The organism is Plectonema cf. radiosum LEGE 06105, from assembly GCF_015207665.1.
GTDB lineage: Bacteria > Cyanobacteriota > Cyanobacteriia > Cyanobacteriales > Nostocaceae > Rivularia > Rivularia radiosa_A.
The window spans coordinates 15,882-39,801 of the sequence record NZ_JADEWL010000059.1 but is presented as its reverse complement, the minus strand read 5'-3'; the positions used below and the strand labels follow the sequence as shown (position 1 = coordinate 39,801).

At 36.7% G+C, this 23,920-nt stretch carries 20 protein-coding genes; 12 read left to right on the top strand and 8 right to left on the bottom strand.

All coding sequences use genetic code 11. From position 1 onward, the window contains the following. Window positions 1-17 precede the first annotated feature (17 nt). Window positions 18-803, bottom strand: coding sequence for a helix-turn-helix domain-containing protein (locus IQ247_RS17580; protein ID WP_193922224.1), 786 nt, complete (start codon window positions 801-803; stop codon window positions 18-20). Between the two features lie 1,274 nt (window positions 804-2,077). Here IQ247_RS17580 and IQ247_RS17575 point away from each other — a divergent pair. From IQ247_RS17575 to IQ247_RS17565, 3 genes are all read left to right on the top strand, one after another. Next, complete coding sequence (locus tag IQ247_RS17575; protein WP_228059831.1) at window positions 2,078-3,169, top strand: helix-turn-helix domain-containing protein; 1,092 nt, start codon at window positions 2,078-2,080, stop codon at window positions 3,167-3,169. A gap of 416 nt (window positions 3,170-3,585) precedes the next feature. Beyond that, the gene (locus IQ247_RS17570; RefSeq protein ID WP_228059830.1) at window positions 3,586-4,335 is read left to right on the top strand and encodes a class I SAM-dependent methyltransferase; all 750 of its coding nucleotides are present in this window, start codon (window positions 3,586-3,588) and stop codon (window positions 4,333-4,335) included. Between the two features lie 56 nt (window positions 4,336-4,391). Next, window positions 4,392-5,480 (top strand): iron-containing redox enzyme family protein, encoded by a 1,089-nt coding sequence (locus tag IQ247_RS17565; protein WP_193922220.1) that lies wholly within the window; start codon window positions 4,392-4,394, stop codon window positions 5,478-5,480. 178 nt (window positions 5,481-5,658) lie between these two features. Here IQ247_RS17565 and IQ247_RS17560 read toward each other — a convergent pair whose 3' ends face one another. From IQ247_RS17560 to IQ247_RS17535, 5 genes are all read right to left on the bottom strand, one after another. Next, on the bottom strand, window positions 5,659-6,369 hold the full coding sequence (locus IQ247_RS17560; RefSeq protein ID WP_193922218.1) for a class I SAM-dependent methyltransferase: 711 nt from the start codon (window positions 6,367-6,369) through the stop codon (window positions 5,659-5,661). 201 nt (window positions 6,370-6,570) lie between these two features. Next, complete coding sequence (gene proB, locus IQ247_RS17555) at window positions 6,571-7,677, bottom strand: glutamate 5-kinase (RefSeq protein ID WP_193922217.1); 1,107 nt, start codon at window positions 7,675-7,677, stop codon at window positions 6,571-6,573. Window positions 7,678-8,182: 505 nt separating this feature from the next. Beyond that, a complete protein-coding gene (locus IQ247_RS17550; RefSeq protein WP_193922216.1) occupies window positions 8,183-8,731 on the bottom strand; it encodes a YqeG family HAD IIIA-type phosphatase in 549 nt (182 codons plus the stop codon). A gap of 221 nt (window positions 8,732-8,952) precedes the next feature. Continuing rightward, window positions 8,953-10,563 (bottom strand): pentapeptide repeat-containing protein, encoded by a 1,611-nt coding sequence (locus IQ247_RS17540; protein WP_193922215.1) that lies wholly within the window; start codon window positions 10,561-10,563, stop codon window positions 8,953-8,955. A 180-nt stretch (window positions 10,564-10,743) separates the two neighbouring features. Beyond that, window positions 10,744-11,679, bottom strand: coding sequence for a glutathione S-transferase family protein (locus IQ247_RS17535; RefSeq protein ID WP_322745521.1), 936 nt, complete (start codon window positions 11,677-11,679; stop codon window positions 10,744-10,746). Between the two features lie 356 nt (window positions 11,680-12,035). On the opposite strand from IQ247_RS17535, the gene IQ247_RS17530 reads away from it, so the two are divergent. The 7 genes from IQ247_RS17530 to IQ247_RS17500 all read left to right on the top strand — a co-directional run bounded on the left by IQ247_RS17530 (window position 12,036) and on the right by IQ247_RS17500 (window position 17,762). After that, the gene (locus IQ247_RS17530) at window positions 12,036-12,413 is read left to right on the top strand and encodes a hypothetical protein (protein WP_228059829.1); all 378 of its coding nucleotides are present in this window, start codon (window positions 12,036-12,038) and stop codon (window positions 12,411-12,413) included. A gap of 254 nt (window positions 12,414-12,667) precedes the next feature. After that, complete coding sequence (locus IQ247_RS17525; protein WP_193922213.1) at window positions 12,668-13,576, top strand: carbohydrate ABC transporter permease; 909 nt, start codon at window positions 12,668-12,670, stop codon at window positions 13,574-13,576. Window positions 13,577-13,581: 5 nt separating this feature from the next. After that, entirely contained in the window at window positions 13,582-14,427 is an 846-nt protein-coding gene (locus IQ247_RS17520) for a carbohydrate ABC transporter permease (RefSeq protein WP_228059828.1), read from the top strand. 204 nt (window positions 14,428-14,631) lie between these two features. Continuing rightward, window positions 14,632-15,123 (top strand): photosystem II cytochrome c-550, encoded by a 492-nt coding sequence (gene psbV, locus IQ247_RS17515; protein ID WP_193922212.1) that lies wholly within the window; start codon window positions 14,632-14,634, stop codon window positions 15,121-15,123. Between the two features lie 153 nt (window positions 15,124-15,276). Continuing rightward, window positions 15,277-15,759: a photosystem II cytochrome PsbV2 gene (gene psbV2, locus IQ247_RS17510; protein ID WP_193922210.1), complete on the top strand. Its 483-nt coding sequence runs from the start codon at window positions 15,277-15,279 to the stop codon at window positions 15,757-15,759. A 669-nt stretch (window positions 15,760-16,428) separates the two neighbouring features. Then, window positions 16,429-17,010, top strand: a complete 582-nt coding sequence (locus IQ247_RS17505; protein WP_193922208.1) for a DUF2087 domain-containing protein — start codon at window positions 16,429-16,431, stop codon at window positions 17,008-17,010. A 416-nt stretch (window positions 17,011-17,426) separates the two neighbouring features. Continuing rightward, window positions 17,427-17,762 carry a hypothetical protein gene (locus IQ247_RS17500; RefSeq protein ID WP_228059827.1) on the top strand — a complete coding sequence of 112 codons (336 nt, stop codon included), beginning with the start codon at window positions 17,427-17,429 and terminating at the stop codon, window positions 17,760-17,762. A gap of 48 nt (window positions 17,763-17,810) precedes the next feature. On the opposite strand, the gene IQ247_RS17495 is transcribed toward IQ247_RS17500, so the two are convergent. Continuing rightward, complete coding sequence (locus IQ247_RS17495) at window positions 17,811-19,316, bottom strand: alanine/glycine:cation symporter family protein (protein ID WP_193922204.1); 1,506 nt, start codon at window positions 19,314-19,316, stop codon at window positions 17,811-17,813. A 689-nt stretch (window positions 19,317-20,005) separates the two neighbouring features. Between IQ247_RS17495 and IQ247_RS17490 the strand changes: the two genes are divergently transcribed. Beyond that, window positions 20,006-21,592 carry a glucose-6-phosphate isomerase gene (locus IQ247_RS17490; RefSeq protein ID WP_193922201.1) on the top strand — a complete coding sequence of 529 codons (1,587 nt, stop codon included), beginning with the start codon at window positions 20,006-20,008 and terminating at the stop codon, window positions 21,590-21,592. A 126-nt stretch (window positions 21,593-21,718) separates the two neighbouring features. After that, window positions 21,719-22,174 carry a cupin domain-containing protein gene (locus IQ247_RS17485; RefSeq protein ID WP_193922198.1) on the top strand — a complete coding sequence of 152 codons (456 nt, stop codon included), beginning with the start codon at window positions 21,719-21,721 and terminating at the stop codon, window positions 22,172-22,174. Window positions 22,175-22,324: 150 nt separating this feature from the next. Here IQ247_RS17485 and IQ247_RS17480 read toward each other — a convergent pair whose 3' ends face one another. Further along, a complete protein-coding gene (locus IQ247_RS17480; protein ID WP_193922195.1) occupies window positions 22,325-23,839 on the bottom strand; it encodes a hypothetical protein in 1,515 nt (504 codons plus the stop codon). Window positions 23,840-23,920: the final 81 nt, after the last annotated feature.

Sequence of the window (23,920 nt, the reverse complement as noted above, 5' to 3'; positions counted from 1 at the left end):
CCCCATCCCCCCATCTCCTAATCCACACCTTCAGATGTATAGGTAGCAGTTTTTGGATTATTATCAGAACCAAGAGGAACAGGTTGATTTTGATTTACTGCAATCATTACCGCAGCGGGATTACCGGAACGTATAGTTAGTTTTTCTTTGGCAGTAAAACTTTTTTTGTCTCCTTTTTGTAAGGTTCCTTCAAATACTTTTTTCTCATCAGTTGTTACTCTTACCCAGGATTCATCTTGTATATCTAAACTAACTTTCACACCTTCAATCGGTGTTGGTGTTGGTGTTGGTGTTGGTGTCGGCTTGGGAACTGCTGCTGAGGATGAAGTTTTTGATTCCGGTAGGTTTTTTTCTTCCGAAACATTTGATGAATATTGACTTTGACTAACAGCTTGCTCTGCTGGTTTGGGACTAAGTAAATAAAATAGCCCTAAAGAAGCACCAATTATCAATAAAATATAAGGTACGGCTAGAGGTATATATATATTTGCCTTATTGCTTGAATTATTATTTTCCTGCGGTATTGGTGGAGGACAAGCAATATTCCCAAATTCCTGCCCTAATGCAGTACCATCAAGTCCTAAAACATCCCCATAACGACGGATAAATCCTTGAATGTAAACTGCTTCCGGTAATTCCTCAAATCTTCCTTCTTCTAAAGCACTTAAAAAAACAGGTCGGACAAGTATTTTCGCTGCTATTTCTTCTATATGTATAGATTTTTCTTCTCGTACTTGTCTGAGTTTGTTAGTTATTTCTTTAAGTTTCTCCCTTTGCTCTTCGTTTAAAGGCTTCACTGTCATCTCCCGATAGTTTTTGATGTATTACATTCAACAGAGAAATTACTGCAAAAGATGTATTTTATACAACTTTTTAGACAAAGTAATGAAAAATTATTTTATGATAATACATTTTTATTGCAAGGCTATTTAATCGAACCACAGGGCATCAAAAATGTATTTATGTCCATAGGGACAATTATCTTGTAATCTCAAACACCTTATTTATCGATGTAGGCTTTATGTTTTACTAGAGCATAGGGCAACTCTACACTAAAATTCTCAAATATTAGAAAATTGAGATAGCAGTTATGAAACCTCTTTATTACCTTATCTTTACTCAGCAGCAAGTAAACATCTATTCTTCTACATGGTTACAATTAATTATGGATTTTTTATCTATAGTTTCAGAGGTGAAAATCTAATGTGATATTCAAACTCACAATATTAGTAATCCACCACATTGATTATGAGGGGTTGAGGTAGTGCGTTGGCGTAGCCTGCCCCGGAGGGGCATACCGAAAAGCTCGCTAGCTACTACCAGGGAGCTAGAAGCTCCCACTACAAACCCATTACCCCTTATAACTTATGTGGTCGAATACTAGTAATCCACCACATTGATTATGAGGGGTATTACTTTAGTCCTAATTAGTCGGACTTTCGCTATTAGACAGGGATTTACAGTCCCTGGCGGATTAGGTACCCACCCCGCAAAACTAATGCATGAACCACTAAATTATTCCTAATGGTAGATGTTATTGTGCTTGTTGTCAGATGGTTAATTTTGATAATTTTTTCATATCTTGGATATAAATATGTGATTCAAATAATCGAAACGAAAATCAGACTAAGATAATTTATATCATAACTTGTCATCCTTCCTAGGTAATATTTATAGATAGTATAAAATAATTATATTCAATACACCATTTAAATTAGTATTTCAGTTAATGGCTTAGTATAAATTAATAATTAATAGTTTCAATCAACGCATTGATTTTTTGTTAAGTATATTAGAAGCTGATTTTTATACATTTCATGAATAAACAAAAGATTGATAAATTACTTTCAACGGTAGTAATACCAATAACTTTGTAGAAATCAGGAACAAATAAATACTTATAAAAACTAGATTAACCAGCGAGAAGCTGAGTTTAAAAATCTTGATGATTATTTTCCCAAAAGGATGTAGGGTTTATACGCAACAATCCGGAAATGTCAAGAAAGGTTAGAAGAAATTACACAGGTAAATTTACTTTCAAAGCTTAACTACCCTTCATCATCCCGTAATTATGGTCATGTCATCAATGTACTCATTATCAGTTCCCGGACAACCCGCGATTGAAATTTCTCAAGACGAATTGCGATCGCTATTAAGTGAAATAGAAACAGAACTACACAACAGTAAGGTCTATCGTCGTGCTTTGGCAACAGTACAAAAATTGTTAGGTCCTTCATCGGAACAAGCGAAGCTGTTATTTAAAGCGGTTGGAAGAGAAGCGATTGGTGTGGCATTTCGTCAGCTTTCATTACACAATCAAACGATTACAGATACCACCCCAGAAGTTGAAGAGAAAATTGAACCAAAAATTGAAACATCACCCGTTCAATCAACTAACGACTTATCTGAGTGCTTGACAATTGTCAGCGGTACACCGCCGTTGCAAGCGGGAGCTGTGGGGCGTTCCCCAGTCAATCCATCCCCAACTACTAGTATTGTAAAAGAACAGCCATCAAAGCCAACAACAGTAGTCGATAGCTCCAAAAATACAACTGCTTTTAACTGGTTCAAATCTGGAAAACCTTCTAAAGCAGAAATCGCCAAGCAAACTAGAGTTGAGCAGCGTCTAGAAAAGTTTCGCGAAATCGGTCAACAATTAAAACAAGCTAGAGAGTCCCGAGGTTTTTGTCTGAGCGATCTACATATGTATACTCATATTCCCATACATCAGATGGAAGCTGTGGAAAGGGGTGATATGGAATCCTTACCAGCAGATGTGTATGTTCGGGGTTTTATCCGAGTGATGGGAAATGCTTTAGGATTTAATGGTACTGTTTTAGCTGCATCTCTACCAACATCAGAAACAAAAGAAGCTCTTGTTCCTTCATTGTTTGAATCGGATAATAAAATTCCCAGAATTGGACTGGATATAAGCCCGATGCATTTGTATGTTGGTTACACAGCGCTGGTTGCTGGTGCAGTTGGAGGATTATCTATAATATCCCAGCAACAAAGCAATGCTGAAAAAGCCATAAATACAGAAGTAACTCCTGCTTCAGAAGTCTCCGAATCATTCAAGTACAAAGAGAACACAGCCAAACCAGGTATTAAGTCTAGCAATGCGGGTATTACTATCGGTTCCGATATTGCTCCACCAGAAGCACTTTAATAGTTGGAAGCTGATTCAAAAAAATGATTGCGTGTAATCATAAACTCAAATGCTTATTTATCAGCGATGCACGCAGTCTTCAATTTTAATTGGTAACAAAATCTTGTTCGCTACCAACTTTTTCTTGCAACCATATAAATATCCCATACTGACTTAATATTCATTAATCTTATTGAAAATTTCGGAAAAACTTCTGAAAATATATTTTATTCAGACCTGAATAATTTTCAGGTAAAGTGTATTCTCACTGAGGGCAATGCATTATATTCCTCAAAGGTCTCAATTTGTCATGCATCTAAAGAGGTATAATCGCCAGAATTTTTGACTAAATATCCCGCAACATTACTAATGCTTTTGGACGATAAAATTCCTTGAGGAATGTTTAATAATAACTTTGTTGATCAATAATAATCCTCATGCAACAAGCCCCACCAGATCGAAATACATCTGAAGAAGAACGTTTTCAAGATGATTATTATTCTTATTTAGAGTCATCTGAAAATACACCCCGATATAAACCAACCGTTTGTTTTTTAAATGACGCTTTTCCAGAATCATTTTCTTTATTAGATTTGGGATGTGGAAATGCAGCTTTATGTAAGTATTTACCAGAGCATTGCGATTATCTAGGTATTGACCACAGTGAGTTAGCAATTGAACGTTGTTTAAAGCTTTTTCCTCAAAGGAAGTTTGTAACTGCGGATTTATCGGTAAAATTGCCTCAAATGGTTGAAAAAAACCAAAAATTTGATGCAATTGTTCTTGCTGGGTTGTTATTTCACAGCACCGATAAAAATACTTTAGAAAAAAAAGACGACCAAGAAATCATTGAATTTTGTTTACAAAATTTGCTCAGCGAACGGGGTTACTTAATTATTATTGTGCCTTTTGCTTACGGTAATCATCCTTTTCATACCTTATTTGCTCGTGCCGAATTGTTGCAAAAGTCGGTTGAATCAATGGTAGAAAAGGCTCGCGGCAATATAGTTTATGAGAATATTTCATTACTTACCGGCTTAGATCAAAGAATTAGACAGCAAAAAAGTATACCCGACTGGTTTGTTGCAGATAGCAATGCTGATTATACCAATTTGTATGCTGGAACATACATGGCAACTTGGACATTTATCAGCTCGCTTCACCCTGGGATAAGCCCTTATTTATAGAATCTGATTTATAGAATAATAAATGGGATTTTGCAGCAAAAGGAGAAAGATTTGCAATGCATAGCAATACTGCACTTCCAATCGTTGACACACAAACAACAGCTATCAAATACGATGAAGCTGAAAAACAGTTTATCGAACTATTGAAGCAGAAAGATTTAGATCAATTTGTAGATGAATTGCATTCAGTAGTAAGTAATATTGAAAAAACTATTAACTTTGCTATCGCAATAGCTTATCAAACAGCAACAGGGAATGATGCCGCCCATTTATTTTTGCAAAGGATACTCTATCACATCAATCGGTTGAAGCTGTTTTGGTACGATGATTTAAAAAGCTACATCAACGAAGATTCTTTTTACCTGCAAAAGCTACGGAATCGAATTGAATCAGTTTGGCAACAATGGGAAATAGCCCAACTGAATGTAGAATCCTTTAAAGGAATAGATATCAAACAGGCTTTACGCGAAAGAGTTGCAGCCGATATAGAACCACCTTTATCCGAAGATAATCTATATTACCGTGATCAATTGACTATGAGTGGTTATCGTTGTTTGGTAGCAATTGGTTCTCTCGATGGATTAGTGGAAGCGAGTCAACTTTCTCGAACTCTCGGTGGTGTAGGTAACGAAATTCATGCTGTATTAACGCGGTTATTAATAGAAGAATACGGTGGAGGTCGTCTTAGTCGCAAGCATTCGTCTCACTTTACAACAATGCTTGAACAATTAGGAATGGAAACTCAGCCGGAAGCATACTTTGATTTAGTTCCTTGGCAATTATTAGCAATAATCAATCATAGCTTTGTGCTTACCGAACGCAAACGTGATTTTCTGCGTTACATCGGTGGACTTTTATACGGTGAACTTTCTGTACCATCGGGATTTCGTCCCTATCAAGCAGCAGGAAAGCGACTCGGATTATCAACAGAAGCCATGAGTTACTGGGATATTCATATTAAAGTAGACGAACTACATGGAAAATGGATGTTAGATGATGTCGCATTACCCCTTGTCGATAAATATCCTTCAGATGCTTGGGAAATGTTGCTTGGTTATGAACAACAAAAGTTGTTAAGTTCTCGTGCTGGGAAAGCGGTTACGCAAGTAGTAAAACAAGCCGATAAAATTGCTTGGCGTTGCTGAATCGTGGTATCAATTAAAAATGTAGAGACGCTCATAGTATCGCGTCTTTACAAGATTTATGAATCACACATAATTGCATTCAGATAACCTTTATAAAAGTGGGAAGTCGGGTTTTTAGGAGAAATATCTGTAATCTCAGATAACCTTTATAAAAACCCGACTTCTATAATTTTTGTAGTCAAAGCGAAGTCATTATCTGAATTAATTCCGCAGATAAATCAACCGCCATTTGATTCCGAGTGAATAAAACTCCAGCCAAAAGATAGATGTTTTCTGAATAAAAAGCCATCGCTTTTTTTTGCATTTCCCCAATAGCGCTTTTAACTTTTGGTTCGGAACTGTAATAGCCAAAATTTAAAGGCGAAATGATAAAATTTCCAGTAGAATAACCATTCGATATTGCATATTCAATTAATCCTTGGGGATTAGAATAGCTAGACACCATCAGCAATACATTTTCATAATTTAAAGACAGAAGTTTTCTGGCAATTTCTGAACCATCAATACCACCGTGCAATAAAGGCTGATAAATTTTATTATCTATTGCAGGAAGATATGGTGGGTTTGATATCAGATATTGGGCATTAGGTATCAAGGAACTAAAAAAACTTTGATTTTTAACTGTGTATCTACTCTCTAATTCGTACTTCCGAAGGTTGGATTTAGCTACTTCGTAAGCTGAATCGTTTAATTCAAATCCATATATCTTACCTTGGAATTTTGTTTCAAGTAAACAATTAATCACTGGGGAACCATCACCAGAACCAAATTCCGCAATAATTTCAGATTTATTGCATTGTTTCAGCACTAATTCTTTAATGCATTGAGAGTAGAATTCAGATTCTTCTGGGCAATAAAAGACATCTTTTAAACTTTGTTGAGTAAGCATTAGTGCTATGAAAAAGCTACAAAAGATAATTTAATCTTTAATGAGTTACACTCACATCTACCCTAAGTAAGTTGTACAGATATAGCCCCTATATATTAGTGAATAACTTTCAAATTCACTTGCGTAAATTCTGAGATTTTCTCAATAATACTTTTGCTAATGTTTTTTAAATTCAATTAAATTCAATTAAATTCAATTAAATTAAATCAACACCAAATTATCCCGATGTACCACTGTTTCTACACCTTCATAACCTAATATTTCTGGAATTTCACTTGAACGTCGTCCACGTATTTTTTTTAGTTCACTGCTATTATAATTAACCAAACCTCTGGCAATTTCTCTACCATGGTTATTACACAATTGCACCGCTTCATTTTGCTCAAATTCTCCTTCTACTGCTGTAATTCCAGCAGCTAAAAGCGATTTTCCCCCATTAGAAATAGCAATTACTGCACCTGCATCCAAATATAATTTACCTTCTGGAACTAATCCGTATGCTATCCATCCTTTACGGGCTGAAGTTGGTTCCGGTTGTGGTTCAAACTGCGTACCGATAGATTCACCTTGTAATATTTTTTCTATATTCGAGGGTTGTTTACCTTCGGTAATTACTGTTCTGACACCAGCAGCGGTAGCAATTCTGGCAGCCGAAATTTTTGTTGTCATCCCACCCGTACCCCATTGGGAACCGGATGAACCTGTTTCGACAAAGCTAGTCAATTCTTCGATGCTGCTTACTAAGGCGATCGGTTGAGCATCGGGGACTAAACGAGGATCGGCTGAATAAAGTCGATCTACATCTGTAAGCAAAAATAACCAATCTGCCCGTACTAAACTAGCTACTAAAGCTGATAAAGTATCGTTATCGCCGAATTTGAGTTCTTCTACCGCTACAGTATCGTTTTCATTAACTACTGGAATTACACCCAGTTTTAATAATTCTTGAAAAGTATTGTAAATATTCAGATAGCGGCTGCGCTGTACTAAGTCGGTACGAGTAAGCAAAACCTGAGCTATGGGTTGTTGTAAACTGGTAAAAAAATCGTCATAAATCCGCATTAGTCTTCCTTGACCAACTGCTGCAACTGCTTGTTTAACTCCAATTGCTTTTGGACGTTCCTTTAAACCCATTCTCCCACAGCCTACACCCACTGCACCAGAGGAAACTAAAATTACTTTATAATCATTGCGTCTCAAATTACAAAGGGTTTCAGCCAAACTCGCAATTGTAGAAAGTGCTAAATGTCCGGTTTCGGGACGAGTTAAGCTAGAAGTACCGATTTTAACAACAATTGTTTTACTCATTTTTTTTATTACTCACGAATCAGCAGGAGATTGTCGATTTCAAAAACCGCAGAGACGCAGAGTACACAGAGGAAAGAGATAGCGAGAGATGGTTGAATAATTGATGATTAATTGTTGATTAATCAAGAGGATTGTTAAAGCTGAAAAAATATTTTCTTTTTCTCCTGGAAAGGAGAGCCGCTGTTACCAATAAATTAATAATTATCAATTGTCAATTATCCATTGGTAATTATAGAGCGTTTTGGGAGTAGTTTAGTTACTTGTCCAGAAATTTCTTTGGTCTCAAGATAAAAGACAAGATAACAGCAATTGGATTCGCAACAACTAACTAAAAGCGTAAAACGCCAATCCCTCTATCAAGTGAAGGTTGACGTTTTACATAAAGGTATTTTATTTATTATGTTCAGAGTCTTTATTTGGCTGACTCCGATTTATCTATATATATATTTACATCTGTTAGATAGGTTACTTTTATTTTTTAATAATTTTTTTATATTTTTGACTTTTAAGGGTTATCGAGATTTTTAACTCGACGTTTTTTCGGACTAATAGAGGCTCCAAGAATTTCCGATATCAACACTTCAAAATTACGTATAGGGTGAGAACGCATTGCCGCATCGGGGTGGATAATTGGTTCAACCAACACGGAAAACATACCCAAGCGATTACCGACGATGATATCAGTAAAAAGGCGATCGCCAACCATGGCAACTTGATGTGCAGGTAAGTCCATTTGCTCTAGTGCTTGTTTAATCTTACGTCGTGAAGGTTTAACCGCACCCAGGTAATAAGGTAAGTTAAGGGAACGAGCAATGGAACCAATTCGGTTTTCGCTGATGTTGTTACTTACCAACCAAATCTTTACCAAAGGACGAATTTGATTTACCCAGTCGAGCAATTCGTTAGAAGCGAAGGCTACAGTTACCGGAACCAAAGTTTCATCTACATCTAAAACCAGTCCCTTGAGTTCGTATTGCTGAATAATTTCTGGTGTCAGATTTAATATAGAATCTTCTAGAATTAAATCGGGCTGTAACAGTTGATTCCAATTCATGATCAATAAGAAAGGATTTAAGGCAGTTAAGGAATTATAGCCAATATTTCAAACATTAATTGATAATTGATAGCTAATAATTGTTTTATTCTTCTGAATGCCTCGCTGCTAATATTACTTGCCGTGCTTACAAAATAACTACTTGTCCAAAGTGAAGGTAGTTTTTTTAATTGATGAAGTAATTCGTGTTTTAGCTGCTGCTGAATTCTTCACCGTTGAGCTTATTCTTCCAACGGTAAACCCAGTACTACCAAAAAATCTTCATCGTATATTGCTTTATCCCAATTAGCAGCGGATTTAACTTGTTCTGCGGTCAAGTTCTGAGCATTAGTTAAGTTAGTACCACTAATGTTAGCATTTCTAATATTGGCACCATCAAGGTTAGCATTAGTGAGATTTGCATTTCTGAGGTCGGCACTATTAAGTTTTGCATTAGTTAAATCCGCACCACTAAGGTCTGCATCTTTGAGGTTTGCATGGCGAAGATTGGCATCACTAAGATTAGCATTAGGAGCAATCAAATAAGCTTTAACACTATTAATCGAAAAATTTTGGGGAAACTTAGTTTTCTCGTCATACAAACAAGCTTTAAGATATGCTCCTCTAAGGTCTGCACGAATCAAGTCGGTACCCCGAAGATTCGCACTAGTCAAAGTTGCACCTCTAAGGTCTGCATTGCTAAGATTGGAACCTCGGAGATTAGCACGAGTTAGATTAGTATCTCTCAAATTAGCATTAGCAAGATGGGCTCCACCCAGATGAGCATTAGCTAAGTCAGCATCTTGGAGATTCGCGTTAGGAGAAATCAGGTACATCTGATGATTACCTGGTGTAAAATTGCGAGAAAATTTAGTTTTTTCATTGTATAAACTGCCTTTGAGTTGCGCTCCAGCAAGTTTGGCATCTTGAAGGTCAGCACCTCTAAGATTCGCCCCGATCAGTTTAGCATCTCTAAGGTCTACACCTCGAAGGTTTGCATTTCTAAGGTCTGCATTACTCAGGTCTGCACCTTTAAGAATGGCATCACTAAGGTTAGTATCCCTCAGATTAGCATCTTTAAGATTCGCATCGGCAGAAATGCGATACATTTGATAATCATCGGGATTAAAATCTTCAGGAAATTTAGTATTTTCGTTGTACAAACTACCTTTAAGGTCAGCATCTTTAAAAATAGCATTTTCCAAAAGCGCACCTCTAAGACTAGTACTTCTGAGGTTCGCACTGCTAAAGTTTACACCTCTGAGGTCTGCATTGTTAAAATTAGCACCTTCAAGATTAGCATTGTTAAATTTAGCCCCTTTGAAAATTGCATTTGTTGCATCAGCATCACTAAGATTAGCAGAAGAAAGGTTAACACCTTTAAACTTAGCTCCTTTAAGGTCAGCACAACTAAGATTTGCATTTTTCAAATTCACTTGACTCAGATTTATCTGTTGTAAATCCGTTTTTTCCAGATTTAATCGTTCCAGAGAAATACTATAATCTTTTAAAAACTCTAGCGCTCGAATTCTCGCATAACTAGTTGACACATTAGCAGCAGCAGCATTATCAATTACTTGCCATGCTTCATATATTCTTGTTCTGATCCGTTCTGGACTTTCTAAAACATATAAAAATGCTGCGGTTAATATACTAAAACCCTGAACGTATTTTACTTTAACCACCGAAAATACTTGAGAGCAAATCGATTCGGGATTATCGCAATTCACAGATGACCAGTTTTCAAATCGGTAAACTAATAATATTACGGCAAAAGCAATAGTAAGAGCAGTTAATACACGCACGCAAACAGTTAAAACTTTTCTTCCCCAAGAAAAAGACAATCCATCCATCCCGTAAAATCTTCCTTACTTTCCACAAAGACACTCCATAAAGGTAGTATATTTTTTTTTACGTGTGTGTTCATTTACCTACAAATACAATTCACATTCACACAGTTGACAGTGGACAGTGGACAGTGGACAGTTAATTGAGTGATTCGTAATGGTTCCGTTCCCTTTGACCTTTAACCTTTAACCTTTAACCTTTTCTCTATCGTGAGGTTCCAATAAATAAGAAATATCCGGATCACTAGGAATTATACCCCCTGGATTCAGTGGAAACAAATTTCCATAATAATCCTGCTTCACGCTTTCTAAATCGCAAGTTTGTGCTATTCCGGGGAGTTGATACAAATCCCTTAAATAAGCGCCTAAATTTTTATAATCTACAATTCTGCGACGATTACATTTGAATAAACTGTAATACACTACATCAAAACGAAACAAAGTAGTGAATAAACGCACGTCTGCTAAGGTTAATTTTTCCCCACATAAATATCTATTATTTTCTAACCTTTGATTAATTTCATCTAAAACTGTGAATAGTTGATCGCAACATTTATTATAAGCTTCTTGAGTTTGAGCAAAACCGCAGCGATAAACGCCGTTATTCACAGCATGATATATTTTTTCGTTCCACTGTTCTATTTCTGCTTTTAATTCTTCTGGGTAAAGATTAAGTTGGGGATTATTTGCAAATTCATTTAGTTGGGAATTTAACATCACAATAATCTCCGCACTTTCATTATTGACTATCGTTTTTGTTTGCTTATCCCACAATACTGGAACCGTACAGCGTCCTTGATAACCCGGTTGTGCAATTTGATATATTTCCGGAAGAGTGCGACAATTTTGCTCTGGATGACTCAAAACCCAAATTCCTTGATCGGGTGAAGGATACACAATCGATACTTCTATAGCATCTTCAAGTCCTTTCAACGTTCTCACAACCAAAGTTCGATGAGCCCAGGGACATCCTAAACCTACATATAAGCGATAACGTCCTGATTCTGGTTGATAAAGATTATTTTCTAAACTGCTGATGGAATTACGAAACTGACTTGAAGGACGGATATATTCTCCCGAAGAATTACTCGGTGCAAGCTTGGACATCATGATTTGCCACATCGTAGTCCAGACAAATTTTCCCAGCTTGATAATTAACCCTGAAGGTAAGGACTTTGCTTTTTTCTGAGTTTTATAAGTAGAATTTGGAAATTTTTTGGAATTTACGTCTTCTTCTGATGATATGATAGGCGCTGACATTACAATTTACCCTCAAATTAACACAATCAAAATCAAGCTAAGTAAATACTACTCAATTTTATAAATAGTGGAAAAACTCTTGATGTAAATATAGAAACGAATCTTTTGTATGATAAAGCTTAAAACCCATGAACTTTATTTATCTGTAGCTAAATTCTGTTTACTTGAAAATCAAGTAAATTAACCAAATAATCAATTAAATTAGGTCAAAAAACACAATGATTAACTTTAATAATATCTTAAAGCAAATAGGAAATTATTTTCTGTGCAGCTTGCTAGTCCTAACAATCTGGTTAGTAATTGTACCATACGCCCAAGCCGCTGATACATCCACTAGAGTAATAAGTGCTACTGAAAACAACAAACGCATTCAGGCGATCGCCACTTGCTTACCCGCAAAACTTACCATTCAAAATCAAGATGCAAGCAGTAGATTTGCAAATGCTTTATCAGAAATGAAAAACGACCAATTAGAAAGGATATTTGACGTTACAGACACCCCCAAATTAAGCGAATCAGAAATTGAATTCAAAACTTGCTTACAACAAAAAGGCTTTACACCCCAAGCAGAACTACAAAATCGTTCGTTTTACTAAATAGACATCTGGTGGAAATTAAATATGCGTCATCCAGAAACCTTGTAGAGACGCGAAATTTCGCGTCTCTACATTCTTTTTCGGAGATGTCTAATGAACTCCGGTGGTATTAACTCCCAACTCCCAACTCAAAACTCAAAACTCAAAACTCAAAACTCAAAACTCCTAACTCAAAACTCCTAACTCCTAACTATTAATATGCATCGCTTATCGCTACAATTTTGTGTGATGCACAAATAAAAGGTTGACTCAAGTTGCAGCAAATAACTAGTCGGCATCCCAAAACTACGGTTCGTACAACAGAAAATTTAGCTGGATATCTTTTCTTGATACCAACTATTTTGGTTTTGGGTACTTTTGTGATACTACCCATACTTTACGCTGTATTTCTTTCCCTACAAAAAGTACAGCTTCTTGGGGGTATTGAATACGAATTTGTTGGTTTTCGTAATTTCAGCCAATTAATAGAAGACGAACGGGTTTGGATTGCGATGAAAAATACAGCCGAATATGTGGCAATCGTGGTACCTTCACAAACTGTACTGGCTTTATTCTTAGCTGTCAGCCTCAATTCTGGCATTCGCGGTAAAAGTTGGTGGCGGGTTCTTTTCTTTTTACCCACAGTTACTTCTTCGGCAGTGTTGACGTTGATATTCATGTGGATATACAACACCAATGGGCTACTCAACGATTTTTTGAGTGTGATTGGACTTCCTACATATAACTGGTTGGGAGATCCCGCAGTTGCCCTCAAAGCAATTATGATTATGAATATTTGGTCAACAGCACCGTTTTTCATGGTGATTTATTTGGCAGCTTTGCAAGATATACCCAATTACCTTTACGAAGCAGCAGAATTAGACGGTGCCAATGGATGGCACAAATTTATTAATATTACTATTCCCATCCTTAAACCCGTCACTTTTTTTGTGATTGCAATGGGAATCATCAGTACCTTTCAATTATTTGACCAATCTTATATTTTTTCCAACGGAACTGGTGGACCGAATAACGCTACTTTAACCTTAGTTTTATTGATATATCAAGCAGTATTTCGTAACTTGCAAATGGGATATGCAGCGGCTTTAGCTTTCCTTTTAGCAACAGTAATTATAACCATAACCTTAATTGCACGGCGACTCTTTGGAGGCGAAAAAAGTTGAATAAATTGAATAAATTGAATATAATTTGCAGCTATCCGTGGCTAAATATACTGCTTTACTCACTTTTAACACTGTATGCAATTATTACTTTAATTCCTTTTTTATGGGCGCTTTCAGCATCCTTTAAACCTTTAACAGAAATAGTCGCAGCCGAACCAAACCTGATACCGAATAACTTTACCCTCGATAATTACAAGCAAATATTTGTCGAAGAACCATTATTTTTACGTTGGTTTTTCAACAGTGTAATTATTGCGATCGCGGTTACTATCTTAAACTTATTATTCAACTCAATGGCAGGTTACGCTTTGGCAAGGCTACGATTTCGGGGTAGACAGTTTTGGTTTTTTCTAATTTTGACAGTATTAGCTGTACCAATACAAGTTACACTCATCCCTACATTTTTAATTTTAAAAACTTTTGGCTGGTTAAATTCCTACCAAGGGATGATTATTCCCAACATGGTAAACGCCACATTTATTTTTATGATGCGGCAGTTTTTCGTTAATTTTCCTAAAGAATTAGAAGAAGCTGCGGCACTAGATGGATTAAATACCTTTGGGATTTTTCGTCATATTGTACTTCCCCTAGCAAAACCAGCACTAGCAGCCCAAGCAGTATTTATCTTCATGAGTAGCTGGAATAATTTCTTGCTTCCGGTAGTGATTTTATTTGATCCAGAAATGTTCACTCTACCCCTCGGACTCAACAGCTTCAAAGGTCAATATATCAGCTACTGGAATTACATTATGGCGGCTTCAATGGTATTTACCCTACCAGCCTTAATTATTTACGCTTTCTTCAACCGATATTTTATCCAAAGCGTCACCTTCACAGGAACGAAAGGGTGAAAAAGGTTCAAGGTTAAAGGTTAAAGGCATTCATCTTAAGAGTCAACTGTCAACCATCAACTAACAACTAACAACCATTAACTAACTCCCCTTCACAACTTGAAAAAGTACTTTGGGCAACAAATTGCACGCTTGGAGTGATAATTGTATTACGGCGACTTAATCTTATTGCTGTGTTGAGCATTAAAATTTTTGAGGGGAAACATGATAAAAAAACTAATTGGCATTTTTGTTGTTAGTGCGTTGTTGAGTTTTCAGATGTTTGTCGGTAGTGCTTACTCTGTAGAACTTGACGAAGCGACTCGCACTGTAACCTTGAATGACCAAGGTGATACCTATGTACTCAGCTTAAAAGAAGTTAAAGAAGGTAAACGGTTATTCAATTACGCTTGCGCTCAGTGTCATGCTGGCGGTGTAACCAAGACAAACCAAAACGTAGGATTAGATCCTGAAGCTTTGGCATTAGCAACCCCATCCCGTGATAACATCCAAGGTTTGGTGGACTATATGAAAAATCCTACTACCTATGATGGAGAGATCGAAATTTCTGAATTGCATCCTAGCATTAAGAGTGCGGATATTTTTACAGCAATGCGAAATTTGACCGACGAGGATTTAGAAGCAATCGCTGGTCATATTCTCTTACAACCTAAAATTGTTGGTCAAAAATGGGGTGGTGGTAAGATTTACTATTAAATCTTCGACAGTTGAGTAATAAATAAACCTTAGTTATTAGTCTATAGTTAGTATTTCAATTTTGAAAAAGCTGACTATGGACTAATAGCTGTTTTAGAAGTGCCAAATTATTAATACAAGATTAATATCAAATCAATATTAAATAAATCTCAAATGAAAATAGCATATTCATTTTTAACTCGTATTTTCTTGCTTTCCCTAATTCTATTCATAATATTTACTGCTAATTGTTTACCTACACAAGCTGCGGGAATCGACCTTTATGTAAAACGTTATTTACGAGTTAGGGAACCTATTGCTTTAGAATTAGATGCACAAGGCAATACAAAGAAATTTTCACCGTTAGAGTTATCTGATGGTAAAAGATATTTTGAAGATAGCTGCATTAATTGTCATGTTGGTGGTTCAACATTACCTAATCCTTTAGAATCTCTGGCTTTAGATACACTTAAAGGTGCTAATCCTCCCCGTGATAATATTAATGCCTTAGTATCTTATATGCGGCAGCCCATGACCTATGATGGTAGCGAAGAAACTTTTTGGTGTCGCGAAATTACGCCCAATATATTATCTCAACAACAAATCGAAAATTTAGCTGCATTCGTCCTCACCGCTGCGAAAAAGGCTCCTGGTTAGGGTACTGACAGTTTTGGACTTGGTGGGTAGAAGAGATAAGAAGATGTAGATATCTATCTAAAGAGATAGATGAAATTTCCTAAATACCCTTCTAAAAGGATATTGCAAATAAGAGTAAAGATGTAAAAATTATTAATAATGTTGTATCGTATTACTATGTAGTTTTTTGACGTGTTACACAATCAAATAACTGTGCATGGCTGGTTAATCAGGTTTGATTTGCTAATCATATTTTTAATTTTAATTTTTTTAATTTATATATTTTAAATTGCTTATACCTGGGATATTTATCTAGTTTTCTGGTTCAAATATAATTTACTAATCTATTAATTAACTTTTCTAGAACTGTTTTAATTTAGGGGCTTAAGCTGTAAATTTCATAATTATTATACAGCCAATACTTTTTCAAAAAAACTAAATCTCGTGCCTGGAAAAGTTAACTGCTCAGCTTGACTATAATCAGCATTCTATTAATGCTTACTCATACAATGCTTTTTATAGTCAAATTCAGCCAATTGTAAAAAAGAAAATGATTTTTTTACAAAAACATCTCAAAATTAATTTGTATTAAAAGCAAGTTAAAAACCTTGTTTTTGCTACATAAAAAAGCGGTAATTTGATTTTACTTAGTTCTAATTAGATAGACCTCAAAGGCAATTACAGCAGAAAATGAAAAATGATAATTTGCAAAAGATGTTGCGTTTTTTTAAAGCGTTAGCAGATGAAAGTAGACTAAAAATAATTGGTATATTGGCAGGACAGGAGTGCAGTGTAGAAGAATTAGCAGTGTTATTAGAACTAAAAGAACCGACAATTTCCCATCATTTAACCAAACTTAAGCAGCTTGAATTAGTAAGAATGCGTCCTGAAGGTAATACTCATTTTTATCAATTAGATAAAAAGGTTTTGCAAACTATAACGCAGGAAGTGTTTAAGCCGGAAAAAATTGCTTCTTTTGCTGAGGATGTAAATCTTCAAACCTGGGAAACTAAAGTATTGAATACTTATGTAGAAGGGATTTTTCAAAATTCTGTTTCGGGACAATATCTTAAAGAAATTCCTAATAGCAGTAAAAAGCGTTTAACAATTCTCAAGTGGGTAATCGACAAATTTGAAATGGGAGTCAAATACCCGGAGGATGGAGTGAATGAAATTCTCAACCGTTACTATCCAGACTCCGAAACTCTACGGAAGGAATTAATCGCTAGTCGGTTGATGCGGGAGGAAAATGGGATGTATTCGAGATGTTGAATCTGATAAATACAGCTTGTATGAGCGAATTTTGAACTCAGAAAATAGGTAAAGAGACAAGGGACAAAGTACATAAACTACTAACTCCCATTCTCTCTCTAATCTAGATAAAGAGTAGTTAGTTCGTAAATTATAACCTTTGACCTCTACTCTAACCTTTAACCTAAAAATAGAAATATCAAGAAACCGTGAAGCTTGAGTATTTCTACGGTTAAGGAAAGATAATTTCATAAAATTAATAAAAATCTAAGTAAAGATTTCATCAAAAATATAAAAATATATATTCATTAAATTATTAATTTGTTATTAATAGGCTTCTTTGATTATCAGCAATGAAGAATATTAAAAAACTTAGTTTGTGAAATTTAGGATATACAAAGGTAAAGATAATGTTTAAAAAAGTGGTGCTACCAACCATGACAATTTCGGGTACGATTTTTGCTCTTTTTGTGATGCTCTTGGCAGAATACGGTTCCGAACGAATAGAAATTAAAGTTGACAATCAAGACTTTGTTTCCGGTGAAGTGAGAGATTTAATGACTCCGGGAATAGGAGCAGCATTAAGTCTAACATTCGGTTTAGCAAGCATTGTCACGATTGAATATAGAAAATCTGTAGCTAAACAAGACAAATTAGAAAAACAATTATCCTCTATTAAAAAAGATATATCAGATAAAGATGCTCAGATTCAGGAATTAAGAAAACATGAAATGAGAAGTAACGTGAGATTTACTGATTTTAGGATGCGTTAGTAGTAATTAACTAAAGAGACGTAGCATTGCTACGTCTCTACAAATATTTTACAATTTTGCTTGTTTAAGATACCGTTCGTAATCGCTTAAATCTTCTACCACTTTGTTGGTGAGGAAATACATTCCAAATAGATTAAACAAAGCCATTGCAAAAAATGTCGCGTCACCGAAATCAAGTACCGATTGAGGCTTTGCGATCGCACCAATAAATGTTGCACCCACAAATAATATTCTGTATACAATCAAACTGCGTTCGCTAAAGAGATATTCCCAAGCCTTTTCTGCATAATAGCTCCAAGAAATCATGGTTGAGAAAGCAAATAAAAATACTGATATTGCAAGTAGTATGGGAAACCAAGCTATTACCGTACCGAAAGCAACAGAAGTCAGAGCTGCGCCTTCACCAGCTTTTCTGATTGCTTCATATTCGGGATTATTATAAACGCCGGTAATTACAATTACTAAAGCAGTCATATTACAGATAACTACGGTATCGATAAATGGCTCCAAAAGTGCCACTAAACCTTCTTTGATTGGTTTATCAGTTCTCGCTGCTGAGTGAGCAATTGCAGCCGAACCAACTCCCGCTTCATTGGAAAAAGTAGAGCGTCTAAAACCCTGGACAATTACCCCAATAACTCCCCCTTCCACTGCTTGAGGAGTGAAGGCCCCTTGGAAAATAGTGATGATAGCAGCAGGAATTTGAGTAAAGTTAACCAAAAGAATCCACAATGAAGCAACTACATAAAGTACACACATTACTGGGACTAAAGTTTCTGCAACTCGGCCGATACGGTGGATACCACCAATCATTACCAAGCCAACTAACACAGCCAGAACTAAACCGTAAACCCAAGGATATATCGGAAAAACTGCCTTAACTGCACCGTAGGACTGATTTACCTGAATCATGTTTGCAGCACCAAAAGCCGCGAAAATGGCGCAAATAGAAAATAGAATTGCTAAAACATTACCCAATGGTGCTAAACCGATTTCTGCAAATCCTCTAGAAAGATAATACATCGGTCCGCCTGCAACACTACCACTTGGCTTGATGATGCGATATTTTTGACCAAGAGTACATTCAACCATCTTGCTAGACATACCCAGCAAACCACCCAGAGTCATCCACAAAGTGGCACCCGGACCACCTACACTAATCGCGATCGCAACTCCGGCAATGTTCCCAAGTCCGACGGTTGCTGATAAAGCAGTAGCTAAAGCTTGGAAATGAGAAACTTCCCCTGGAGCGTTAGGATCATCGTGTTTCCCACGAACGATATCAATTGCGTGTCCGAACAACCGGAAATTGACGAACTTCAAACGGATGGTAAAAAAAACCGCTCCAAAAATCAGCCACAAAACGATTAAAGGAAAACCGCCGATGCTGAAAAACAGCACATCAAATATTCCCTTGACAAATTGAGCAAAAGCAGCATCAAGGGAATTAAGTAAAGGTTCCCCAGCGGCTTCATCAGCAGCAAAAACCGCTGTGGGAATCAAACATAATAATAGAGTTAATAACCAACGATGCTTTAAAAATGGTTTGTGCATTTAATTCGATTCTCCATTATTTTTTTTGATTACAATGATTGTGTATTCAGGGATAGTACCTTAAGGCAGATGTTTCATACAAGTTATGTCACATCGAAGCCGAAATCCTACAGTTGTAAAGGAAAGTTACAGCCTACAGTCTTTGCAATTGATTTCTGGATAAAATCCTTGTAGAAGCAAATATTTCAGTCAAAAAATTCATCAACATTTTACCCGTATCTATTTAATAGAGCGGTATAACTGTTAACTATTGCCGGATTTGTAAGAAAACTTCTTCCTAGTTCTCAGCATGAGCCTGGAAACCAGAACTAGTTCTCAGGTGAGCCTGGGATTTTTAGAATTTAATATTGAGGATTTAATATTCCTTAACATTTTTTTGTGTTAAGAAAAATAACGAAAATTTGTAAAACAAAATCGAGCAATTGAATCAAAATGAACTAGAAAAAAATTGAGAGAGAGTATACACTTTAGCGAAAACGCGCTGCTTCGCCCCGGTTTGATACTTGGAAATTATTTGGTTGGGATTGAGTTAAAGACTTCCTCCGGTGAAAATTTTGCAACTCATCCCGATGCCAGATGTTTAAGGAGAGCAGATGTGTAAACACTTAAAACTGTATAAGTTGACAAGGGATTATTGGAACCTTAGCTTAAACTTGTTTGTGACAATAACGTGACTTGAGATTTTCTTTATGGATGCTACGGCACTTTGGCAACGATACCAGAAATGGCTATATTTCCATGAAGGACTAGGTTTTTACCTAGACGTTAGCCGGATGGGCTTCGATGATGACTTCTTTGAGAAGTTACAGCCTTCATTTGATCAAGCTTTCGCCGATATGGCAGAGTTGGAAAAAGGGGCGATCGCAAATCCCGATGAAGAGAGGATGGTTGGACATTACTGGTTGCGAAATCCCGACTTGGCACCAACGCCGGAAGTAACCCAAGAGATTGTGAGTAATATTGAGAAAATAGAAGTATTTGCTGAGAAAATCCACACGGGTGCGATTCATCCTCCCAAAGCTCCTCGCTTCACCGATATAATCTCAATTGGGATTGGTGGTTCTGCACTCGGTCCTCAATTTGTAGCTCAAGCTTTAGTTACAGATTATCCACCTCTAGCAATTCATTTTATTGATAACAGCGACCCCGCAGGAATCGATCGAGTATTAACTCACCTGCGAAACCGTCTTTCGAGTACGTTGGTATTGGTGATTTCCAAATCTGGAGGAACACCCGAACCGCGTAACGCAATGTTAGAAGTCAAGAAAGCCTATTCCGGGCAAAATCTGGACTTTGCACAATATGCGATCGCCATTACCATGCCTGGTAGTAAACTGAGTCAGGTTGGTGAATCGGAAGGGTGGCTGGCACATTTCCCCATGTACGATTGGGTGGGGGGTAGGACTTCAGAGATGTCAGCGGTAGGACTTGTACCAGCAGCATTACAAGGAATTGACATTGGTCAAATGCTCGACGGAGCTAAAGAGATGGATGACGCAACTCGCGTCCCAGATGTCAAAAATAACCCAGCTGCACTGTTAGCTTTAGCTTGGCACTATGCCGGTAACGGACGCGGTGAAAAAGATATGGTTGTTCTTCCTTATAAAGACAGCCTACTTTTATTCAGTCGCTATCTGCAACAGTTGGTGATGGAATCTTTAGGTAAAGAAAAAGACTTAGATGGTAACATCGTCCATCAAGGTATTGCAGTTTACGGTAATAAAGGTTCAACCGATCAACACGCATACGTCCAGCAATTGCGCGATGGGGTTGCGAACTTCTTTCTTACCTTTATTGAAGTTTTAGAGGATCGTAAAGGTTCCTCTTTAGAAGTTGAACCGGGAACCACGTCGGGTGATTATCTTTCCGGTTTTCTTCAAGGTACTAGAAAAGCACTTTACGAAAACCAACGGGATTCAATTACCGTTACCATACCCCAAGTTAATCCTCGAACTGTAGGGGCATTAATTGCTTTATACGAACGCGCTGTGGGATTCTACGCGAGCTTAGTGAATGTTAACGCATATCACCAACCGGGTGTAGAAGCAGGTAAAAAAGCAGCAGCAGCAATTTTGGAATTGCAAAAACAAGCGATGTCCGTTCTACAAGCAGAAGAAAATCCCCTTTCTTTAGAGGAAATCGCCAGTAAAGCAGGTGCCTCTGAGGACATAGAGTCGATTTACATTATATTGCGACATCTTCACGCCAACGGACGCGGTGTAGTAATGGAAGGTAATTTTGCACAACCGAGTAGTTTAAAATTCTCTATCGGCTGATAAATTACATTTGCATACCATATTTTGGTAACTTTTGTTGCATTCGCAACATTTTTTTATTGCTGAGCATCTTAGATTGAACTAACTATTCAATTTTTAGGATGCTTTTTTAGCAATATTTTTATTATGAGTAAAATTAAAGAAATTCAAATTCACTATTTAGAATCAATTAAAGGGGGGATGGCTCAATTTTTCACCCCTCAAGCAAGTAACGAAACCATGTTGGTGCAGATTCCAGCCAACACAGTAGATGATTTATTCGTACATAAATCACAAACCGATCAATTATTAGTAGTTAAAGGTCGATTTGTACTAGTTACTTTAGTCAACAAGCAATACCAGTACATTCCACTAAGTGAAAAATACCCCGCAGTAGTGACAATTCCACCAGGAGTTTTGCATGGAGCAATTAACACCACTTCAGAACCCTGCGTGATTGTAAACGCTGTATTGCGTCATCGAGAACCGCAAAAACTTGATTACGTTACCCGTGGAAGACCATTTCCTTATGATTTAGAAGCAGCAGAAGCCGCAGTTAGTAATTTAGAAGCATTTTCTGGGGCAAGAAGTCGGGTTTTTTAGAGAAGCCCGACTTCTCAAATCAGAACTATCTCCCTGGGGCAAGAAGTCGGGTTTTTTAGAGAAGCCCGACTTTTCAAATCAAAGTCCTCTGGGTTTCTGTGGTTTTTAAAAATTAGCAATCTCTAGCAATAACCGGCTAAGAAAAATATTTTATTGATATTGAAGATAATCATCCAAATCATCGATTTTTGGGTCATTAAATTCCTGTAAAACTCGCCAAATAATCGTAAAAGTACCATCAGTACGACGACTTACAGGTCGAAAAGCAACAATTACATCGCTACTTTGCATTTCTAATAATTGGTCTAAATAACGCCGTTGTTTTCTTGTCAACGGTTGATTATTCGCGATTATTTCTGGTAGTTGGAACTGCAAATTACGGACTAAATAAGTATTATTTAATTTTGCCTCAACCATATTTAAAATTGGTTGATTATTAATTGAAATTTGGTGTTTTCCGGTAATAATTTGTTGTCTTTCGGCTTGCAAGGCATTTAATTTTTTCGGAGGCTGATAATTAATCAAGATATTTCGTTTTTCGGGAGCAACAGCTTGTAAACTTGCGTCCAACTTATCTAAAGGTATATCGCCAACCTCTGTAATAAAGCCATAATTTACTCCTTGGGGCATTAGTTGAAACTTCCCTTTTACTATTTGAAGTGGTAAATTAGGCATAAAGTCACCCTTGGATTCAACTAAAACCGGGAAAGGATAGCGACCAAGAACATTTTTTTGTGAGCGATTCTCCAGAGTATTCAAGGGACGAAGATAAGCTTGAGATGACAGTACGCGGAAAATACCCGTATTAGGCATTGACAGCAATTTTTGGCAAACTTGCTTTTCTGGGAGGTAAATATCGTAGGTCAAACGATCTAATTCCACAGCAGTTTTTTGGGGATTGTGAAAATTATTTGCATCGGGAAATTGAGATATTGCTGTTGCTAAAAACTTTTCGGCATTTTTCAAAGTTCTTAGGGCTGTGGATGGTGGTTTAATTGCTGGTTGGACTGGTGGAACGTAATTGGAAATTGCCCTTTTTCTACTTTTACCAACATAAACCTTAGCTGTATTATCTACATCAGGCTCTAAAATAGCGTAAGGAGTTGCCCGTTTATGAAGATTGGGACGACTGACGGGAGACATGGGAAGCACTAAATCAGATTGTTTTTCTCCACTAACTAAAGGTAGTTCTCGCGTATTGGTTAATTCACCACGTCTAGATAAAAGTACATCTAACATTGGGGTAAGTTTTGACAATTCCCGGCTGGAATTATACAAAGAACAATAAATCTTTAAATTCGATGCAGTTAAAGGCAGTATAGAATCAATAGGAACACTTGAACCTTGATTTTGGTCGCACAAAGCTTGGGGATAAGCATATTGACTTTTGAGAAAACCTTCTACGGCTACAGTCTGGGTAAATAGTTGTCCTCCCACCGCTCGCATTTTATTAGAATCAGGGTGCACTAAAGCTTGTTCAATGCGAAAAATCAAATTTACCTGCTGAGTCACCAACCTTCTTGAAACCATCTCAAAGCTTTCAACTTGAGTGGACTTGCGATCGCGATTTGGAGAAGATTGCAAATTAGCCTCACCAGCAAAAGCGCTTTCAATGTTAGCTAACAAACAAAAAGGCAGCAAAAAACTCAAAAAAGTGTATTTCATGTCAAAAATCTCATAAATATAGTGTGAAAAGCCTAAAATAGAATTAAAACAACTATTTTACCGGCATCCGTCAGTCCATTG

What these genes read in the sequence shown, in the direction of transcription:
- IQ247_RS17580 (WP_193922224.1), bottom strand. Translation starts at nt 803, where the DNA reads ATGACAGTGAAGCCTTTAAACGAAGAGCAAAGGGAGAAACTTAAAGAA.
- IQ247_RS17575 (WP_228059831.1), top strand. Translation starts at nt 2,078, where the DNA reads ATGTCATCAATGTACTCATTATCAGTTCCCGGACAACCCGCGATTGAA.
- IQ247_RS17570 (WP_228059830.1), top strand. Translation starts at nt 3,586, where the DNA reads ATGCAACAAGCCCCACCAGATCGAAATACATCTGAAGAAGAACGTTTT.
- IQ247_RS17565 (WP_193922220.1), top strand. Translation starts at nt 4,392, where the DNA reads ATGCATAGCAATACTGCACTTCCAATCGTTGACACACAAACAACAGCT.
- IQ247_RS17560 (WP_193922218.1), bottom strand. Translation starts at nt 6,369, where the DNA reads ATGCTTACTCAACAAAGTTTAAAAGATGTCTTTTATTGCCCAGAAGAA.
- proB (WP_193922217.1), bottom strand. Translation starts at nt 7,677, where the DNA reads ATGAGTAAAACAATTGTTGTTAAAATCGGTACTTCTAGCTTAACTCGT.
- IQ247_RS17550 (WP_193922216.1), bottom strand. Translation starts at nt 8,731, where the DNA reads ATGAATTGGAATCAACTGTTACAGCCCGATTTAATTCTAGAAGATTCT.
- IQ247_RS17540 (WP_193922215.1), bottom strand. Translation starts at nt 10,563, where the DNA reads ATGGATGGATTGTCTTTTTCTTGGGGAAGAAAAGTTTTAACTGTTTGC.
- IQ247_RS17535 (WP_322745521.1), bottom strand. Translation starts at nt 11,679, where the DNA reads ATGTGGCAAATCATGATGTCCAAGCTTGCACCGAGTAATTCTTCGGGA.
- IQ247_RS17530 (WP_228059829.1), top strand. Translation starts at nt 12,036, where the DNA reads ATGATTAACTTTAATAATATCTTAAAGCAAATAGGAAATTATTTTCTG.
- psbV (WP_193922212.1), top strand. Translation starts at nt 14,632, where the DNA reads ATGATAAAAAAACTAATTGGCATTTTTGTTGTTAGTGCGTTGTTGAGT.
- psbV2 (WP_193922210.1), top strand. Translation starts at nt 15,277, where the DNA reads ATGAAAATAGCATATTCATTTTTAACTCGTATTTTCTTGCTTTCCCTA.
- IQ247_RS17505 (WP_193922208.1), top strand. Translation starts at nt 16,429, where the DNA reads ATGAAAAATGATAATTTGCAAAAGATGTTGCGTTTTTTTAAAGCGTTA.
- IQ247_RS17500 (WP_228059827.1), top strand. Translation starts at nt 17,427, where the DNA reads ATGACAATTTCGGGTACGATTTTTGCTCTTTTTGTGATGCTCTTGGCA.
- IQ247_RS17495 (WP_193922204.1), bottom strand. Translation starts at nt 19,316, where the DNA reads ATGCACAAACCATTTTTAAAGCATCGTTGGTTATTAACTCTATTATTA.
- IQ247_RS17490 (WP_193922201.1), top strand. Translation starts at nt 20,006, where the DNA reads ATGGATGCTACGGCACTTTGGCAACGATACCAGAAATGGCTATATTTC.
- IQ247_RS17485 (WP_193922198.1), top strand. Translation starts at nt 21,719, where the DNA reads ATGAGTAAAATTAAAGAAATTCAAATTCACTATTTAGAATCAATTAAA.
- IQ247_RS17480 (WP_193922195.1), bottom strand. Translation starts at nt 23,839, where the DNA reads ATGAAATACACTTTTTTGAGTTTTTTGCTGCCTTTTTGTTTGTTAGCT.